Annotated in this window: 19 protein-coding genes; 9 read left to right on the top strand and 10 right to left on the bottom strand. The window is 32.7% G+C overall.

Features of this window, described 5'->3' with window-relative positions; all coding sequences use genetic code 11:
* Nucleotides 1-110: 110 nt before the first annotated feature.
* The 6 genes from xerD to CLU81_RS08005 all read right to left on the bottom strand — a co-directional run bounded on the left by xerD (nt 111) and on the right by CLU81_RS08005 (nt 4,606).
* Complete coding sequence (xerD, locus tag CLU81_RS07980; RefSeq protein ID WP_099709334.1) at nt 111-1,007, bottom strand: site-specific tyrosine recombinase XerD; 897 nt, start codon at nt 1,005-1,007, stop codon at nt 111-113.
* An 81-nt stretch (nt 1,008-1,088) separates the two neighbouring features.
* The gene (locus CLU81_RS07985; protein ID WP_099709335.1) at nt 1,089-1,697 is read right to left on the bottom strand and encodes a porin family protein; all 609 of its coding nucleotides are present in this window, start codon (nt 1,695-1,697) and stop codon (nt 1,089-1,091) included.
* 192 nt (nt 1,698-1,889) lie between these two features.
* Nucleotides 1,890-2,474: a porin family protein gene (locus CLU81_RS07990; RefSeq protein WP_099709336.1), complete on the bottom strand. Its 585-nt coding sequence runs from the start codon at nt 2,472-2,474 to the stop codon at nt 1,890-1,892.
* A gap of 181 nt (nt 2,475-2,655) precedes the next feature.
* Complete coding sequence (locus tag CLU81_RS07995; protein WP_099709337.1) at nt 2,656-3,231, bottom strand: porin family protein; 576 nt, start codon at nt 3,229-3,231, stop codon at nt 2,656-2,658.
* A gap of 90 nt (nt 3,232-3,321) precedes the next feature.
* Complete coding sequence (locus CLU81_RS08000; RefSeq protein WP_099709338.1) at nt 3,322-3,903, bottom strand: porin family protein; 582 nt, start codon at nt 3,901-3,903, stop codon at nt 3,322-3,324.
* A 193-nt stretch (nt 3,904-4,096) separates the two neighbouring features.
* The gene (locus CLU81_RS08005; protein WP_099709339.1) at nt 4,097-4,606 is read right to left on the bottom strand and encodes a hypothetical protein; all 510 of its coding nucleotides are present in this window, start codon (nt 4,604-4,606) and stop codon (nt 4,097-4,099) included.
* A 462-nt stretch (nt 4,607-5,068) separates the two neighbouring features.
* On the opposite strand from CLU81_RS08005, the gene CLU81_RS08010 reads away from it, so the two are divergent.
* The 3 genes from CLU81_RS08010 (at nt 5,069) to CLU81_RS08020 (ending at nt 8,732) form a co-directional block, all read left to right on the top strand.
* Nucleotides 5,069-5,629, top strand: a complete 561-nt coding sequence (locus tag CLU81_RS08010; protein WP_099709340.1) for a porin family protein — start codon at nt 5,069-5,071, stop codon at nt 5,627-5,629.
* A 129-nt stretch (nt 5,630-5,758) separates the two neighbouring features.
* A complete protein-coding gene (gene aroQ / locus CLU81_RS08015; RefSeq protein WP_099709341.1) occupies nt 5,759-6,172 on the top strand; it encodes a type II 3-dehydroquinate dehydratase in 414 nt (137 codons plus the stop codon).
* Between the two features lie 70 nt (nt 6,173-6,242).
* The gene (locus CLU81_RS08020) at nt 6,243-8,732 is read left to right on the top strand and encodes a DUF5686 and carboxypeptidase regulatory-like domain-containing protein (protein ID WP_099709342.1); all 2,490 of its coding nucleotides are present in this window, start codon (nt 6,243-6,245) and stop codon (nt 8,730-8,732) included.
* 215 nt (nt 8,733-8,947) lie between these two features.
* Here CLU81_RS08020 and CLU81_RS08025 read toward each other — a convergent pair whose 3' ends face one another.
* The 4 genes from CLU81_RS08025 to CLU81_RS08040 form a co-directional block, all read right to left on the bottom strand.
* The gene (locus CLU81_RS08025; RefSeq protein ID WP_099709343.1) at nt 8,948-9,823 is read right to left on the bottom strand and encodes a cation diffusion facilitator family transporter; all 876 of its coding nucleotides are present in this window, start codon (nt 9,821-9,823) and stop codon (nt 8,948-8,950) included.
* A gap of 13 nt (nt 9,824-9,836) precedes the next feature.
* The gene (gene murA / locus CLU81_RS08030) at nt 9,837-11,150 is read right to left on the bottom strand and encodes a UDP-N-acetylglucosamine 1-carboxyvinyltransferase (RefSeq protein WP_099709344.1); all 1,314 of its coding nucleotides are present in this window, start codon (nt 11,148-11,150) and stop codon (nt 9,837-9,839) included.
* 95 nt (nt 11,151-11,245) lie between these two features.
* Complete coding sequence (locus tag CLU81_RS08035; protein WP_099709345.1) at nt 11,246-11,965, bottom strand: DUF4290 domain-containing protein; 720 nt, start codon at nt 11,963-11,965, stop codon at nt 11,246-11,248.
* 3 nt (nt 11,966-11,968) lie between these two features.
* Nucleotides 11,969-12,265 carry a DUF493 family protein gene (locus CLU81_RS08040; protein WP_099709346.1) on the bottom strand — a complete coding sequence of 99 codons (297 nt, stop codon included), beginning with the start codon at nt 12,263-12,265 and terminating at the stop codon, nt 11,969-11,971.
* Between the two features lie 261 nt (nt 12,266-12,526).
* On the opposite strand from CLU81_RS08040, the gene CLU81_RS27085 reads away from it, so the two are divergent.
* From CLU81_RS27085 to CLU81_RS08070, 6 genes are all read left to right on the top strand, one after another.
* Nucleotides 12,527-12,682 carry a hypothetical protein gene (locus tag CLU81_RS27085; protein WP_233209679.1) on the top strand — a complete coding sequence of 52 codons (156 nt, stop codon included), beginning with the start codon at nt 12,527-12,529 and terminating at the stop codon, nt 12,680-12,682.
* Nucleotides 12,683-12,684: 2 nt separating this feature from the next.
* A complete protein-coding gene (locus tag CLU81_RS08045; protein ID WP_369804815.1) occupies nt 12,685-13,443 on the top strand; it encodes an alpha/beta hydrolase family protein in 759 nt (252 codons plus the stop codon).
* A 394-nt stretch (nt 13,444-13,837) separates the two neighbouring features.
* Nucleotides 13,838-14,371 (top strand): AAA family ATPase, encoded by a 534-nt coding sequence (locus tag CLU81_RS08055; RefSeq protein WP_099709348.1) that lies wholly within the window; start codon nt 13,838-13,840, stop codon nt 14,369-14,371.
* A gap of 65 nt (nt 14,372-14,436) precedes the next feature.
* Nucleotides 14,437-16,332: an ATP-dependent DNA helicase RecQ gene (locus CLU81_RS08060; protein WP_099709349.1), complete on the top strand. Its 1,896-nt coding sequence runs from the start codon at nt 14,437-14,439 to the stop codon at nt 16,330-16,332.
* Nucleotides 16,332-17,279, top strand: coding sequence for a methionyl-tRNA formyltransferase (fmt, locus tag CLU81_RS08065; RefSeq protein ID WP_099709350.1), 948 nt, complete (start codon nt 16,332-16,334; stop codon nt 17,277-17,279). Before CLU81_RS08060 ends, fmt begins: the two co-directional genes overlap by 1 nt.
* A 180-nt stretch (nt 17,280-17,459) precedes the next feature.
* Nucleotides 17,460-17,732 carry an HU family DNA-binding protein gene (locus CLU81_RS08070; RefSeq protein WP_017498096.1) on the top strand — a complete coding sequence of 91 codons (273 nt, stop codon included), beginning with the start codon at nt 17,460-17,462 and terminating at the stop codon, nt 17,730-17,732.
* Nucleotides 17,733-17,812: the final 80 nt, after the last annotated feature.

Raw genomic sequence — 17,812 nt, forward strand, 5'->3', positions numbered from 1 at the left:
TAACATTTAAAACAATAAAAGTGCCGTTTGTCGGTCTTATGTGCTTTTAGTAGAAAATAATATACAATATATTAATTTTTGCTTTAAAAATCAGGACTCTAGCCAAAAAATTATTTTCTTGGATGAAAAGAATGCATTACTTCTTTTAAAAATCTCCTGTCTAAATGCACATAGATTTCTGTAGTTGTTATCGATTCGTGTCCCAACATTAATTGGATAGATCTTAAGTCAGCTCCATTTTCAAGTAAATGCGTCGCAAATGAATGTCGCAAAGTATGCGGACTAATACTTTTATGCAAACCTATTTTTACCGCCAAATCTTTTATGATTGTAAATACCATTGCACGAGTAAGTTGATTACCTCTTCGGTTTAAAAACAAAGTATCTTCGCAACCTTTTTTAATATTCAGATTTACTCTGACTTCCTTTTGATAAATTTCTATGTATTTCTGGGTCAATTTACCAATAGGAACAAAACGTTCTTTATTCCCTTTTCCGGTAATTTTTATGAATCCTTCGTCAAAAAACAGATCTGAAATTTTAAGCGAAACCAACTCCGAAACCCGAAGTCCGCAACCGTATAAAGCTTCCAACATTGCTCGGTTTCGTTCTCCTTCATTTTTACTTAAATCAATTGCAGCAATAAGTGCATCAATTTCAGTGACAGATAAAGTATCCGGTAATTTTCTGCCCGTTTTTGGAGTTTCAATTAATTCCAGCGGATTATCATTTCTATAATCTTCAAAAACCAGATAATTAAAAAAGCTTTTCAATCCCGAAATAATACGCGCTTGCGAACGCGGATTTACTTCCTTAGAAACGGAATATATAAATTGCTGAACAGTTTCATCAGTAATTTTTAAAGGCGAAACTTCTATTTGATTTGTATCTAAAAAAAGACATAATCGCTCAATATCAAAACCATAGTTTTCGATTGTATTTTTAGACAAACCTCTTTCAATTCGCAAATACGATTGATAATCTTTTATGTATCGGTTCCAGTTCATATCTACAAAGTAAAACATTTTTTGGGCATAAAAAAACCTTCCTGATTAAGGGAAGGTTTTAAATATTTTTCAATTAAAAAACTAGAATTTATATCCTAGAGATAATGCAAAAACACTGTTTTTCGCATTAACATTATCATCAAAGTCATCTCCAGCTACATTAGACAACCCCAAAGTATAACGAAGTCCAGCTGATAAATTTTCAGTAAAATCGTATCCAGCTCCCAGATTCAATCCTAAATCAATAGTTTTATAATTATCCTTAATATCTCCCTCTTCTGAGTGTCCTAAAATTGTTGCCTCACCTTTAGCACTCACTAAAATACCAATTTGCGGACCAGCCTCCAAATTAAATTTCTCAGCTACATAATACTTTGCCATTACCGGAACATTAATATATCCTAACTTAGTATTCAATTCTGCTGGATAGACATTATTATTATATTCAAAATCACCCTTTTCTTTTACTCCTTGAGCAGAATACAAAACCTCTGGTTGAATAAAAAATTTATCCGTAATTTTTATTTCTGCAAAGGCCCCTGCCTGAAATCCAACTTTAGAAGAAGCGTTTTCAACATCACCGGTTTGTGTACTAAGAGAAACTGCACCTTTTATTCCAAATTTCACTTCTTGAGCATTTGTAAAAGCAAATGCCATAACTGCCACAGCAGTCATAATAATTTTTTTCATTGTTTTATTTTTGGTTAATTAATGGTCAAATATAAAAATATACTTATTAAATAATTAGTTGTATTTTAACAAATAAAGCAGTAATTAGAGCCGTTATCTTACTAAATCCCATTCATTCACCACTATCATCAACATAATACATAAAAAAACCTTCCTGATTAAGGGAAGGTTTTAAAAATATTTTATCAAATACTAGAATTTGTACGCCAAAGACAATGCAAAATTACTGTTTTTAAAACTTGCATTATACAAATCAGGATATTGAGATTCATCAGAATTATCATTAACATCTGTTAAACCAATTGTGTAACGCACGCCTACAGAGATATCTTCTGTAAAATTATATCCACATCCTAAATTGAAACCAAAATCTGTTGATTTATAAAGATCACTAATGTCTTCGCCTCTGGCTTTTGCCGATAGTAAAAAACCAATTTGCGGTCCCGCTTCAACAGAAAATGCATCTGTTATGTAATATTTAGCTAAAACCGGAATATTTAAATAATTCACTTTGACGGTAGTATTAGAATCTCCGTCGAAACCTTCAATTGTTGTTCCTTGTGTAGAAAACAGAAATTCAGGCTGAATTGCAAATTTTTTAGCAACCTTTATTTCTGCAAAACCTCCAACATGAAAACCAATTAAAGACTTAACATCTTCCTCATAACCTGTAAAGTTTGAGACATTCAGTCCGGCTTTTATTCCAAATCTAGTTGACTGAGCGTTAGCAAATCCAAATACTATACATACCACAATTGTCAAAATAATTCTTTTCATCCCTTATAAATTAAAATTAAAGAAAAACACAATATCAAAATAACAGAATATTCCTATACAAATATAAAGATTTATCTTAAACTAAGTCTACTTATGTAATTAGTTTTCAACATCATACAAAACAAATAAAAAAACCTTCCTGATTAAGGGAAGGTCTTTTTAAAATATTTACAACAAGTGATTAGAACTTATATCCTAATGTTAAAGCTAAAACACTGTTTTTTGGACTATCAATATATTCATTAAAATCTTTAGCATCATAATCTCCAATATTTGATAAACCTAAAGTATAACGAAGATTCACAGAAACATTATCAGTAAAATTATATCCTGCACCAAAATTGAATCCTGTGTCTACAGACTTATAACCGTCTTTTGCATCGTGACCATCTTGTTTCGCTGATACTAAAAATCCTAATTGTGGACCTGCTTCAACTGTAAATTGTTTTGTGATATAAAATTTAGCCAAAACTGGAACATTTATGTAATTCAATTTACTATCAAACTTAGTCATACCTAATTCCTGTTTAGCGCCTTGAGTAGAAAATAAAACCTCTGGTTGAATAGCCAATCTTTCAATAACTTTAATTTCAGCAAAACCTCCAACCTGAAAACCAACTAAAGATTTAGCATTATAATTATATCCCTCGGCAAAAGTCGTAACGTTAAGACCTCCTTTTACTCCAAATCTAGTTTTTTGTGCATTAACAAATCCAAATACCATTACTGCCATTGCAGCTAAAATAATTCTTTTCATTTCTTTTTTATATAATTAATAAAATATACTATTTGTCCATAAAAAAACCCTCCTCATTTAGGAAGGTTTTAAAATATTTTTGACGACAAATTAGAATTTATACGCTAGAGATAACGCTAGGTTACTATTTTTTGCACTATCATAATAATCATCTGCATTATCGATATCTTTATCAGAAAGAGGAGATAAACCGATAGTATAGCGAAGACCTACTGAAAGATTATCAGTAAAATTATATCCAGCTCCTATATTAAAGCCAAGATCTGTTGATCTGGTAAAATCTTTAATATCGTCACCTTCTGCTTTTGCTGACAATAAAATACCTAATTGTGGACCCGCTTCAACACTAAATTTATTTTCAATAAAATAATACTTCGCCAATACTGGAATATTCAAATAATTCAGTTTGACATCACCATCATTTCCAAAAGGACCTTCAACTTTAGTACCTTGAGTAGAAAACAAAAGTTCTGGTTGAATAAAAAATTTCTCAACAACATGAATTTCTGCAAAACCTCCAACGTGGAAACCTATCAAAGATTTAGTATCATCAACATCTCCTCCAACTACAGTTGAAATATTTAAACCTCCTTTTACTCCAAATCTAGTTTTTTGTGCATTAGCAAAGCCAAATACCATTACTGCCATTGCAGCTAAAATAATTCTTTTCATTACAATTTGTTTAAGGGTTATAATAGTCAAATATAAAAATATACTTAATAAAAATTAATTTTTATTTTAACAAATATAGCAGTATCTAAAGCTTTCAACATATTTAAATAAAGCTAACCTATTAGTTTTCAAAAGATCAATAAATTATTATAGAACTTCTGTATATTTTAAATAAGGCTCAAAAAAATATTTATTAATCGAATTTATAATTGAATCCCAAGTTTACACAAGAAAGAGTTCCATTGTTCGAAATTCCTTTGTACGAAGTATATACTTCAATTTTTTTAGTCTGGAAACCAAATTTTGGCTGATATAAAAATCCTCCGTCTATATCTCCGTCAACATTTATTGCATAACCTAAATCTGCTCCAATAAAAAAATTATCTGCAATTGAATATTGTGCAGTTCCGGCAACTGGAATAAAACTTTGATTAGTACTTCTAATCATTTCATAGGCAACATTTCCAATATAAGCAGTATAATCTTTACCTATGTATGTTGTGTAACCTGTAGTTACTCCCGCGCTAAACTTATCAGCTACATTCCACAAATAAGAAACATCAGCACCTAAGTTTACAGAAAACAAATCAGAAGTGTTTCCTAATGGCAAACCAACGTGTGCTCCAACTTTAAAATGTCCGACTTGAGCATTTGCAAAACCAAACGTCATAACAGCGATTGTAGATAAAATAATTCTTTTCATTCTTTTTATTTTGGTTTAAATTAATTCTCAAATATAAAAATATCCTTATTAAAAATCACCTATTGTTTTATTAAATAAAATAATATATAAACTAAAACACCTACAAAATGAAACGTAACATCTAATTATTAACCCTATAAAAAACACAATTTATAACAATCGAATACCTTAATTACATAGTGATTACCAGCTAAGCCAAAAGCAATAAACATAAAAATAAACTTACCAAAATAAATTACTCATAAAACTTATATGAAATATTTTTCGTACTAAATATAAAGTTTTTATTGTAAAAAACAACAATAGCAACTTTCTTAAAAAGAGCCTTTTACCATACCAAAATATAAAAACATGAGAAATTTAGTAATTATTTAAACCAAAATATAAAACAATAAATTCCTAATTCTGTAGTTTTGAATAATAGATAACATTTAAAAAATACCACATTTTAAAAACATTTTTATGAAAAAAATAATTTTAGCAGCTGTATTGTTCATCGCAACATCAGCTACAATCCAAGCACAATTTGTACAAATCGGGGTTAAAGCGGGGGTTAACTTTGCTAACCAAACAGGAGGTTCTAGTTTTAATGGAATTTCTGTAGACAAAGAAGGAATTACAAGTTACCATGCAGGTCTTGTTGCAGAACTTAAATTATTAGAAAAATTCTCGATCCAGCCAGAACTTTTGTATACTACACAAGGAGCAACTTATAAAAATGCTGTTTCAGAATTTAAAAATGAAATGGGTTATATCGCTATTCCAGTAATGGCAAAAATCTATATGACTAAATCACTTAGCTTAGAACTTGGACCACAGGCTTCATTCCTGGTAAGCAATAAAAAAGAATTTGATGTTGCAGATCCAAAAACATTTGACTTCTCTCTTAATGCAGGTCTTGGACTAAAAGTAGTTGGAGGTCTTTTTGTTCAAGCTCGTTACGGAATAGGTTTGACAGAAATTTCAAAAGAAGCTGACTATAAGAACTCTGTATTCCAACTTTCAGCTGGATATATGTTCTAAAAATAAAATCACATACTTTTCTAAAAACCGTTCTATTAATTAGAACGGTTTTTTTATTTTTACACTTTAGTGAAATGTTTTCAGTAAAATGTAAAATGAATTCACATCACTTATAATTAAAATCAAAATATGAAAATCTGCATTATCAACGGACCCAATTTGAATCTTTTAGGAAAAAGAGAACCAGAAGTTTACGGAAGCCAAACCTTTGAAGATTACTTTGAAACGTTGAAGCAAAAATACCCAAACATCGAACTTTCCTATTATCAAAGCAATATTGAAGGCGAATTGATAGGAAAAATTCAGGAATGCGGTTTTACTTTTGATGGTATTATTCTAAATGCAGGCGCCTACACGCATACTTCTATAGGTTTAGGCGATGCTATAAAAGCGGTTACAACTCCGGTTATCGAAGTTCATATTTCGAATACTTATGCACGCGAAAGTTTCAGACATCAATCTTATTTGTCCGGAAATGCAAAAGGTGTTATTTTAGGTTTCGGTTTAAAAAGTTATGATTTAGCAATTCAATCTTTCTTGTAAGTCTTTTTTTAACAAATTTTTAATAAGCTCATTTTTAACTTATTCTATTTTTGTTAGAGAAACCACTTCCATGAGAAACTTTATTTTATCAGCCTTTTTATTTTTTTCGATTTCAAACTTTGCACAAATCAAAGGAACAATAACCGACGATAAAGGAAATCCATTGCCTTTTGTTTCAGTTTTTGAAGAAAACACTTATACCGGAACAACTTCTAACGAACAGGGAAAATATCAACTGAATGTAAAAGAGATTGGTAAAAACAAAATAGTTTTTCAATACCTGGGTTTTAAAACTCAAAAATCAACCGTTTCGTCAGATTCAAAAACAGTTACATTGAACATTGTAATGCAGGAAGAAAGCTTTGCATTAAATGAAGTCGTAATTGATCCCAAAAATAATCCTGCCAACGCAATTATAAAAAGTGCAATAGCAAACAAAAAAGACAATTCTGAAAAAACGGCACGATACATCGCTGATTTTTATTCGAAAGGAATGTTCAAGATAAAAGATCTTCCTAAGAAAATAATGGGAATGAAAGTAGATATCGGCGACGAAATGGCTTCAAATTTAGATTCAACCGGAACAGGTATTTTATATTTATCAGAGACAATTTCTAAGATATCTTTTGAAAAACCCGGAAAACTAAAAGAGAAAATCATTGCTTCTAAAATTTCTGGAAACAATAAAGGATTCAGTTATAATACTGCCACTTTATCTACTTATGATTTCTATGACAACACATTAGAATTCAACATTAACCTCATCTCTCCTATCGCTGATAATGCCTTCAATTACTACAAATACAAACTTGAAGGAACTTTTTTTGACGATAATAATCAACAGATTTATAAAATAAAAGTAACACCAAAACGCGATAAAGAACCAGTTTTCGAAGGTTACATTTACATTGTTGATGATAGTTTTGCAATTTATGCTGTCGATTTAGACATAAAAGGTTATCGAATGAAAAACGAATTTACTGAAGTAATGAATCTAAAACAGAGCTTTAGTTATAATGTAAAAAATAAAATCTGGTCAAAAAACGCTCAAACTCTTTCTTTTAATGCAGGTGCTTTTGGAGTAAAGTTCTCCGGAAAATTCAATTATGTTTATTCGAATTATGAATTTCCGGCTTCTTTCGAAAAGAAAACTTTTGGAAATGAAATCGTAGCTTTTGAAACTGACGCAAATAAAAAAGATGATGCTTTTTGGAATCAAATCCGTCCAATTCCTTTGACAATTGAGGAAAGCAATGATTATACTAAAAAAGACAGCTTACAAACCATTAGAAAATCCCAGAAATACACTGATTCGATAGATGCCAAAAACAATAAGTTTAAAGTTACGGACATCATAATGGGTTATGAATATAAAAATACTTTCAAGAAACACTCTTTTGAATATAAAGGTTTATTGAATCTTTCGTCTTTAAGTTTTAATACCGTTCAAGGATTTAATCTTGATTCTGGTTTTTCATTTAAAAAATGGAATGAAGAAAAAGGAACATCTACTTCTATAAGTACAACTTTTAATTACGGTTTCTCTGATGAGCGTTTTCGTGTTACGGGCGAGTTCAGTCACAAATTCAATAATATAAATTATGCTACAATTTGGGCTTCAGGCGGAACAAAAGTCGCTCAATTTAATAGTGCTCAACCAATAAGCAACTTTGTCAATTCTATAAGTTCATTGTTTTTCAAAGACAATTACATGAAACTTTACAATTTAGAATTTGCTCAGATCAATTATTCGCAAGACGTTGCAAACGGAGTAAATTTGAATGCTAAAGTTGGTTATGAGCAGCGAAAACCTCTTTTTAATACTACGGATTATTCGTTCTTTAAAAGAGACGATATCTATTCTTCAAACAATCCGTTGGCTCCAAATGACTTTGTAACTCCGGCTTTTGATCCGCATCACTTGTTTAAAGCAGCTTTATCGGCGCGAATTAATTTTGGAAATAAATATATTTCTCGTCCTGACGGAAGATATAATTTTAAAAATGATAAATATCCAACGCTCTTTTTAGCTTTTGAAAAAGCTTTTGCCGCTAGTGAGAAAAAATATGAATTCGTAAGAATTGGCGCTTCTGTTCAATATGACTTATCGTTAGGAAATAAAGGAATTCTTGGAATGAATTTTAGAGGTGGAAAATTCTTCAATGCCGAAAATATTTCTTTCATAGATTACAGACATTTTAACGGAAACCAGACTCATATTGGAACAACTGATCGTTATCTGAATGTTTTTAACTTAATGCCATATTATGCCAATAGTACAAATGACAGCTATTTTGAAATGCATTTAGAGCACAACGACACGGGATTTATTATGAATAAAATTCCGTTGTTGAATCTCTTGAAATCTACAATGAATTTAGGATTTCATTCCCTTGCTATTCCAGACAGAAAGCCCTATTCTGAATTTACTGTTGGTTTGGATAATCTGGGTTTTGGAAAGTTTAAATTCTTCAGAGTAGATTATGTTCATTCTTATCAAGGCGGAATCCAACAAAATGGCGTTGTGTTTGGCTTGAAGATTTTGAATGTGTTAGATTAAGTTACTAAGGTTCTGAGTTGCTAAGTTTCTAAGTTAAAATTCTTTTTGGGGTCTCTCCCAAAGAATTAGAACGCTCAAACTAACAATTATATCAATAAAAAAATCCGTTTACTCTCTTAAAGAATAAACGGATTTTTAAATTTAAAACTTTAACAAAGATTCACAAAGAATAGAAACCTTAGCACCTCAGTACCTTTGAACCTTTGTACCTTCTTTTAGTGATAATCATCTGGCTCGATATGAATCAGGACATTTCCTAATTGAGGTATTTTTTCTTTTAATTTATCTTGAAGTTTGTGAGACAAATCGTGTCCTACTTTCACTGATATTTCGGCTGAAACTATAGCGTGAAGATCAACATGATATTTCATTCCCGCTTTACGAATAAAACATTTCTCGGTTCCCAGAATACCTTCAACTGTCAAGGCGACCACTCTAATTTCTTCGACCAAATCATCATTTAAATTCTCATCCATGATTTCGCCAAGCGCAGGTCTGAATATTTTATAGCTATTATATAAGATAAAAAAAGCAGCAAAAAGTGCCGCCCAATCATCTGCAGATTCATAACCTTTGCCCATAATCAGCGCGATCGAAATCCCGATAAATGCTGCTATCGAAGTAATTGCATCACTACGATGGTGCCAGGCATCTGCTGCAAGGGAAGAACTATTAGTCTCTCTGCTACGTTTCATTACCAAACGATATGAATATTCTTTCCAGACAATAATTGCGCCCAGAATATATAAAGTCCATGATTTTGGTAATCCGTGTGGTGTTTGAATGTTGGCAATACTTTCATAACCAATAATAGTTGCTGAAGTAATTAAAAATCCAACAACCAAAAAAGTAATTAAAGGTTCTGCACGTCCGTGTCCATAAGGATGATTTTCATCTGCAGGTTTATTAGAATACTTGATTCCGAATAAAACCAAACAGGACGAAAATATATCTGCAGTCGATTCTATCGCATCTGCAATTAAGGCGTAAGAATTGCCAAAAAAACCTGCCAAGCCTTTTATCAAGGCTAAGCAGGTGTTTCCAACTATACTGAATATAGTAGCTTTTACAGCTTTTTGTTCATCTGTCATTATGAGATTTTATTTACGCTCTCACGATTTTTGCACCAATTGCTCTTAAACGTTCGTCGATACGCTCGTATCCACGGTCAATTTGTTCTATATTTTGAATTGTACTTGTTCCTTTTGCTGAAAGTGCTGCAATTAATAATGAAATACCAGCGCGAATATCCGGTGATGACATTGTTGTTGCTTTTAGTTGAGATTCGAAATTATGTCCCATAACCACAGCTCTGTGCGGATCACATAACATAATTTTTGCTCCCATATCAATTAATTTATCTACGAAAAACAAACGGCTTTCGAACATTTTTTGGTGAATCAAAACATCACCTTTTGCTTGTGTTGCCACAACCAAAACGATACTCAATAAGTCAGGCGTAAATCCTGGCCAAGGTGCATCTGCAATTGTTAAGATAGAACCATCAATATCAGTTTTTACTTCGTAACCGTCTTTGTGAGCAGGAATGTAAATATCATCTCCGCGTTTCTCGATCGTAATACCTAATTTTCTAAATGTATTTGGAATCAAACCTAAGTTTTCCCAACTTACATTTTTGATCGTGATTTCGCTTTTTGTCATAGCCGCAAGACCAATCCAAGAACCAATTTCGATCATATCTGGAAGAATTGTGTGCTCGCAACCTCCAAGGCTTTCAACACCTTCGATAGTCAATAAATTTGAACCAACTCCGGTGATTTTAGCTCCCATAGAGTTCAACATTTTACACAATTGTTGCAAGTAAGGCTCGCAAGCTGCATTGTAAACTGTTGTTGTTCCTTTTGCCAAAACTGCAGCCATAACAATGTTTGCTGTTCCGGTAACTGATGCTTCATCAAGCAACATATCTGTTCCTGTAAGTCCGCCTTCTGGAGATTCTACTCCGTAAAAGTGATCTTCTCTATTGTATCTGAATTTTGCTCCAAGGTTAATAAAACCTTCAAAGTGTGTGTCTAATCTACGACGACCAATTTTATCTCCTCCCGGTTTTGGAATATATCCTTTTCCGAAACGTGCCAATAATGGTCCAACAATCATAATAGAACCACGAAGCGCTCCACCTTCTTTTTTGAAAGCTTCGGTTTCTAAATATCCAACATTAACTTCATCTGCCTGAAACGTAATCGAACCCGGTTCATTGCGTTGAATTTTTACTCCTAAATTACCCAACAATGTGATTAATTTATTGATGTCAATAATATCGGGAATATTATTAATTTTCACTTTATCCCCCGTTAGAAGCACGGCGCATAAAATTTGTAACGCCTCATTTTTTGCTCCTTGCGGAGTGATTTCTCCTTTTAAAGGAGTTCCTCCTTCGATTTTAAAAATTCCCATAGATCTCTTTTAGGTTCTGAGGTTCTGAGATTCTGAGGTTCTAAGCTAAATATCTTAGCATCTTAGTTCCTTAGCATCTTAGCTCCTTTCTTTATTTACTTTTGATTATTTTTCTGAAAAGGTTTTGGTTTCCCCGGACCTTTATTGTTTTTGTTACTTTGAATTTTCGGTTGTCCCGGTGGTGTAATTTTGTTTGACATACGTTTGTTTGTACGCAATAAATCAGTTGTGTTTAAAAGCTCTTCTGTGCTTTGCAACAAATTGATTTTTCCTCCAGACAATTCATATAAATGTTCAAAAATAACATCGTCTTTTACCGTGTCTTTATTCCAGCTTAAATAGGACTTTTTCATATGATTGGCGATTACCAATACCAATGCATTTTTCATTTCGCCTTCCTGCCATTTATTGGCAACATCAATCATATATTTGATGTTATTACCATAAAATCTGTATTTAGGGAAGTTTTGTGGATATTGTAATACATCTGGTTTTAGCTGCAATACATCACGAGACGGAATTGGATATGGAGATTCTACATCTAATTTAAAATCAGACATAATAAAAAGCTGATCCCATAATTTGTGTTGAAAATCCGGCACATCACGCAAATGAGGATTCAAACTTCCCATAACCTGAATGATGTATTTCGCAGCTTTGTTGCGCGTTTCAGCATCTTCAATATGAGTAGCCTGATCGATCAGTTTTTGCAAATGACGACCATATTCTGGAATGATTAAACGTTGTCTTTCAGAATTATATTCTAAATTAAAAACAACATCATTCGCGACTTCTTTTTTATATTTTTCGTTCATAAGTTATAATGAAACTATACCTTCTATGGTAGAAACTTCTTTGTATTTGCCAATCACTTCGTCAGCACTATGCATGGTAACATCTACAGAAACACTGGTAAATTTACCTGTTTTCGATTTTGTAGTTTTAATAACCGCGCCCATGCTGTCAAAAGCTTTTTCAACTCGCTCTACATTATCGTCTACTGTAGGCACAATGAATTTATACAAGTATTCTGCTGGCCAAGTATTTGAATTATCTAACTCAACCTTTAATCTTTCGTAAAATTCGGCGGTGTTTTTTTCTTTATCGTTCTCCATTCGTAATTAAAAATAAACGCAAATATACGGTTTTGATTTCAGATTTTAGATTTTAGATTTTAGATTTTTTTCAGGCTTAAAACTTTGTTTTAAAGCAGCAAAGAAAAAAGCGTTGTAACTTTATTCCTTTGTCAAATTTCCTCTTATATTTGAGAAAAGAATGCAACGAAATCTCTCGCAAAGTCGCAGAGTCGCAAAGTTTTTAAACTTAGAACGTTTTCTTTGCGACTCTGCGACTTTACGAGATTAAAACACAATTCCATGAAAAAAATCATCATCTTCCTTTTTACTATTCTCACTTTTCAAAATATTCAGGCACAGGAAATAAAAACAATGACTTATTTTCAGAATGATACTATCAAACTGGATCTGGATTTGTATTTACCACAGAAAAAACAAATGAAAAAATTCCGTTAATCATTTTCGCTTTCGGCGGAGGATTTTCTGGCGGAGAACGTACTAGCGAAAAAGATTTTGGAATGTTTATGGCAAAAAACGGTTACGCTGTCGCAAGTATTTCGTACAGTTTATATATGAAGGGAAAAGATTTTGGCTGTAAAGGAACTGTAACCGAAAAAATAAAAGCAATCCAGATTGGTGTGAGCGATATGTGGCAAGCGACTTCGTTTTTAATTGAAAATGCAAATAAATACAATCTTGATGCTTCAAAAATATTTATTTCCGGAATTAGTGCAGGTGCCGAAATTGGTTTTCAAGCTTCATTTTGGGATTATAAACTAATGAATTTATACAAAAACAATTTACCGGAAAACTTCAAATATGCCGGTTTTATCGGAGGTTCCGGAGCAATTCAGGATATTAATTTAATCACAAAAGAAAAAGCTATTCATATGTTATTGGCGCACGGAAATAATGATCAAACTGTTCCATATTCTGCCGGCTCTCATCGTTCTTGTCCAACAAATGCTTCAGGTTGGTTGATTCTTTTTGGATCTTACGCCGTTTATAACCAAATGAAGGATCTTAATAAAGATATTGAACTGATTACTTTTTGTGGCGGCGGACATGAATTCTCTGGTTATCTTTTCCATCAAGGACAACAATATGTTCTGGATTTTGTAAATGATGTTTTGAAAGGAAAGAGATTTGAATCGCATATTATTATTCCTTCGGATAAAAAAGGTGCGGATTCTGGTAAATACCTGTTTTGCGAATAATTACAATCTTAAATTGATACTGTATAATATATTCTTTATCTAAACTGGACTAAAGTCCAGCCCTACAATATTTGCCGAACCTGCGGCTCTTTTCTCAATTCCGAAGGAATGATTTATTTTGTAGAGCTGGACTTTAGTCCAGTTTACATGAAAATTTAACACAATCTTAAAAATCATTCCAAAAACAAAACCATTTCTCCTAATTAGCCCTGATGGTCCCGAAGCTTCGGGAGAAATCCTTTTGCTTTTTTCTTTAAAAAGCAAAAGATTACAGTGAACAGCAGGTCCCGAAACCTCCGGATATTTCCTAAAATTGCGAAATCATTCGCTCAAGGCAAAATAATCTTTTTAAATACCAATAAGTTTAGGTAAATTTGCGCTTTATTTTTAGAAAGTGCAAAAACAAATCATAGTTCTCATTGGTGGCCCGGGAACGGGAAAATCTACTCTTATCAACGAATTGGTAGCTCGTGGCTACTGCTGTTACCCTGAAATTTCAAGACAAGTTACGCTCGAAGCACAACAACGTGGTATCGAACAATTGTTTTTGGAACAGCCTTTATTGTTTAGCGAAATGTTGCTTGAAGGGCGTATTAACCAATTTAAAAATGCTCTTGAAGAATCTGACGATGTTGTTTTTATAGATCGCGGTATTCCTGATGTTGTTGCTTATATGGATTATATTGGCGATGATTATCCGGAGAGTTTTGTAAAGGCTTGTGCCGATTTTAAATATTCAAAAACTTTTATTTTACCGCCTTGGGAAGAAATCTACGAAAGCGACACTGAACGCTACGAGAATTTTGAACAGGCATTAACGATACAAAAACACCTTGTTGATACCTATAAAAAATACGGTTACGACTTAATTGAAGTGCCTAAAGATACGGTTGAGAACAGAATTCTTTATATCTTAGATAAAATTTAGGCATATGTTTAAAGTTGTAAAACTAGAAACTGATTTCTAAATTTTTTAACTTTAAAACATGACCAATGCCAGAAGCGCAAGAAATTCTTTTAAAATACTGGAAATACGACAGTTTTAGACCGCTGCAAGAGGAGATTATCGACTCGGTTTTAAGCGGTCAGGATACTTTTGCCCTTTTACCAACTGGCGGTGGAAAATCCATTTGTTTTCAGGTTCCGGCAATGATGCAGGAAGGTATATGTTTGGTTGTTTCGCCTTTGGTCGCTTTGATGAAAGATCAGGTTGCGAATTTACAGAAACGAGAAATTAAAGCCATCGCGCTTACAGGCGGAATTCACACGGAAGAAATAATTGATCTTCTGGACAATTGCCAATACGGAAATTTTAAGTTTTTATATCTTTCTCCCGAACGACTTCAGTCGGATTGGATATTGGAACGCATTAAAAATCTACCTATAAATTTAATCGCTATCGACGAAGCGCATTGTGTTTCGCAATGGGGGCATGATTTTCGTCCGGCGTATTTAAAGATTTCTGAGCTTAAAAAGTTCTTTCCTAAGATTCCATTTTTAGCTTTGACCGCAACTGCGACTCCAAGAGTTATTGAAGATATTAAAACCGAATTAGGATTGAAGGATCCAATTCTTTTTCAGCAATCTTTTGAAAGAAAAAATATTGCTTACATGGTTTTCGAAGTCGAAGATAAACTGTATCGCACAGAACAAATCCTCAAGAAAAATCCACAACCTTCTATTATATATGTACGAAATAGAAAATCGTGTTTGAATATGTCGACGCAATTACAATCATTGGGTTTTAAAGCGACTTATTATCACGGTGGACTTTCGGCGAAAGAAAAAGACAAAAACATGCAATTGTGGATGTCTGAACAAGCGCAGGTTATTGTAGCCACAAATGCGTTTGGAATGGGAATCGACAAAGACAATGTAAAAACAGTCATTCATACGCAATTGCCTGAAAATATCGAAAACTATTATCAGGAATCTGGAAGAGCGGGACGAAATGGCGAAAAAGCATTTTCGGTTTTACTTTATAATAATTCTGATGCTAATCAAACAGAACAGCAATTTTTGAGCGTTTTGCCGGATAAAAAGTTCCTGAAGTTGATGTATGTAAAACTCTGCAATTATTTTCAGATTGCTTATGGCGAAGGTTTAGACGATTCTTTTTCGTTTAAACTAAATCATTTCTGTCATAAATACGACTTCCCTACTTTGAAAACTTATAATGCTTTGCAGTTTTTAAATCAGCAGGGAATTATCACAATGTCACAAGAATTTTCTGAGAAAATCACTTTGCAATTTTTAATCGAATCAAAAGAAGTTCTTCGTTATATGAGTTTGAATCCGAATGATGAAGAAATTATTTTAGCAATCGTCAGAACTTATCCAGGCGTTTATGAAATGAAAACACCTTTTAATCTTTCGCTGATTGCAAAAAAATCACAACATACAGAAGAACAGGTTTCAGCAGTTCTGGAAAAACTGAAAGAAAAAGAAATCATCGACTATAAATCAAAAAACAACGACGCTACTATATTATTTAATGAAGTTCGCGAAGATGATTTAACTATAAATCGAGTTTCGAAATATCTCGAAAAACAAAATCAATTAAAAGAAGAGCAGCTTTTATCTGTTCTACATTATATAAAGGAGAGCAAAACTTGCAAAAACAGATTGGTATTGGATTATTTTGGAGAAGAAACCAATTCTAATTGCGGCGTTTGTTCTTATTGTATTACTCAAAAAGGAAAAATTACAGAAGCTGATTCTATTGCCGATAAAATTCTGCATTTATTAAAATCGGCTGCTTTGACTTCGAGAGAAATTCAAACCCAAATAAAACTGGATGCCAACGATGTTGTTGTGGTACTTCAGGAATTATTAGAAAACAATCATATTACCATTCAACCGAATAACAAATACACTTTAAAATCATAATGGAAAAATTGAAAATCATATTTATGGGAACTCCGGAATTTGCCGTTGGCATTCTGGACACCATTATCAAAAATAATTACGATGTTGTTGGCGTGATTACTGCCGCAGATAAACCGGCAGGACGCGGACAAAAAATAAAATATTCGGCTGTAAAAGAATATGCGCTTGCAAACAATCTAACTTTATTACAACCGACAAATCTTAAAGACGAAGCTTTTCTTGCCGAATTAAAAGCTTTGAATGCCAATTTGCAAATTGTAGTTGCTTTTAGAATGCTTCCTAAAGTAGTTTGGGAAATGCCAAGCTTAGGAACTTTTAATCTTCACGCTTCATTATTACCAAATTATCGTGGTGCAGCACCAATTAACTGGGCAATTATTAATGGAGAAACCAAAACCGGTGTTACAACTTTCTTCATCGATGATAAAATTGATACTGGCGCAATGATTTTAAATTCGGAAATTGCGATTGAGCCAACAGAAAATGCCGGACAATTACATGACCGATTAATGTTATTAGGAAGTAAAACCGTAATCGAAACTTTAAAAGTTATCGAAAACGGAAATGTAACTACTACAATCCAAGAAGATAACGAGGAAATTAAAACGGCTTATAAATTAAATAAAGAAAATTGTAAGATCGATTGGACGAAATCCGGAGATGAAATCAATAATCTAATTCGAGGCTTAAGTCCATATCCTGCTTCCTGGTCTTTTTTGAAAGATAAAGATGAGGAGCAATCTATTAAAATATATGAGGCAAAATTGATTTCTGAAGCACATTCTCATGAGATTGGAAAGTTGATTTGTAGCAAAAAAGAAATCAAAGTTGCGGTTCAGGATGGCTTTATTCAGCTTTTGAGTTTGCAATTACCGGGTAAAAAGAGAATGCAAGTGGCAGAATTACTAAATGGTATAACTTTTTCTGATACCGCAAAGGTCTATTAAAGTCAGTAAAACAGGGGTTTCTACCTGATTTTCACCGATGAACAACCCGCTTTATGAACAAAAAAACGAAGTTATTAACAATTTTTACTAAATTTAAAGAAAACACTTGCAAGGAACGGATTTCCTACTAAATTTGTGTATTAACAATTTTTTTTAACCAACAATTAATAACTAATTATTATGAACAAATCAGAATTAATCGATGCTATCGCTGCTGATGCAGGAATTACAAAAGCTGCGGCAAAATTAGCTTTAGAGTCATTTTTAGGAAACGTAGGAGCTACTTTGAAAAAAGGTGGTAGAGTTTCATTAGTAGGTTTTGGATCTTGGTCAGTATCTGCTAGAGCTGCTAGAGACGGTAGAAACCCACAAACTGGTAAAACTATCCAAATCGCTGCTAAAAATGTAGTGAAATTCAAAGCTGGAGCTGAATTAGAAGGTGCAGTGAACTAAGTAAGAAAGTTCTCTAAACTTATAATATAATCAAAACCCTCCTCATGGAGGGTTTTTTTGTGCGGTTTAACGATTTTATT

The organism is Flavobacterium sp. 9 (assembly GCF_002754195.1).
In the GTDB taxonomy this organism is placed as follows: Bacteria; Bacteroidota; Bacteroidia; order Flavobacteriales; family Flavobacteriaceae; genus Flavobacterium.

Excerpts from the sequence above, each read along its gene's own strand:
- CLU81_RS08020 (WP_099709342.1), top strand. The coding sequence starts at position 6,243 with ATGAGAAACTTTATTTTATCAGCCTTTTTATTTTTTTCGATTTCAAAC.
- CLU81_RS08040 (WP_099709346.1), bottom strand. The coding sequence starts at position 12,265 with ATGGAGAACGATAAAGAAAAAAACACCGCCGAATTTTACGAAAGATTA.
- CLU81_RS07995 (WP_099709337.1), bottom strand. The coding sequence starts at position 3,231 with ATGAAAAGAATTATTTTAGCTGCAATGGCAGTAATGGTATTTGGATTT.
- CLU81_RS08070 (WP_017498096.1), top strand. The coding sequence starts at position 17,460 with ATGAACAAATCAGAATTAATCGATGCTATCGCTGCTGATGCAGGAATT.
- CLU81_RS08035 (WP_099709345.1), bottom strand. The coding sequence starts at position 11,965 with ATGAACGAAAAATATAAAAAAGAAGTCGCGAATGATGTTGTTTTTAAT.
- CLU81_RS27085 (WP_233209679.1), top strand. The coding sequence starts at position 12,527 with ATGAAAAAAATCATCATCTTCCTTTTTACTATTCTCACTTTTCAAAAT.
- CLU81_RS08010 (WP_099709340.1), top strand. The coding sequence starts at position 5,069 with ATGAAAAAAATAATTTTAGCAGCTGTATTGTTCATCGCAACATCAGCT.
- fmt (WP_099709350.1), top strand. The coding sequence starts at position 16,332 with ATGGAAAAATTGAAAATCATATTTATGGGAACTCCGGAATTTGCCGTT.
- CLU81_RS07985 (WP_099709335.1), bottom strand. The coding sequence starts at position 1,697 with ATGAAAAAAATTATTATGACTGCTGTGGCAGTTATGGCATTTGCTTTT.
- CLU81_RS08025 (WP_099709343.1), bottom strand. The coding sequence starts at position 9,823 with ATGACAGATGAACAAAAAGCTGTAAAAGCTACTATATTCAGTATAGTT.
- CLU81_RS07990 (WP_099709336.1), bottom strand. The coding sequence starts at position 2,474 with ATGAAAAGAATTATTTTGACAATTGTGGTATGTATAGTATTTGGATTT.
- aroQ (WP_099709341.1), top strand. The coding sequence starts at position 5,759 with ATGAAAATCTGCATTATCAACGGACCCAATTTGAATCTTTTAGGAAAA.
- CLU81_RS08005 (WP_099709339.1), bottom strand. The coding sequence starts at position 4,606 with ATGAAAAGAATTATTTTATCTACAATCGCTGTTATGACGTTTGGTTTT.
- CLU81_RS08060 (WP_099709349.1), top strand. The coding sequence starts at position 14,437 with ATGCCAGAAGCGCAAGAAATTCTTTTAAAATACTGGAAATACGACAGT.
- xerD (WP_099709334.1), bottom strand. The coding sequence starts at position 1,007 with ATGAACTGGAACCGATACATAAAAGATTATCAATCGTATTTGCGAATT.
- CLU81_RS08000 (WP_099709338.1), bottom strand. The coding sequence starts at position 3,903 with ATGAAAAGAATTATTTTAGCTGCAATGGCAGTAATGGTATTTGGCTTT.
- murA (WP_099709344.1), bottom strand. The coding sequence starts at position 11,150 with ATGGGAATTTTTAAAATCGAAGGAGGAACTCCTTTAAAAGGAGAAATC.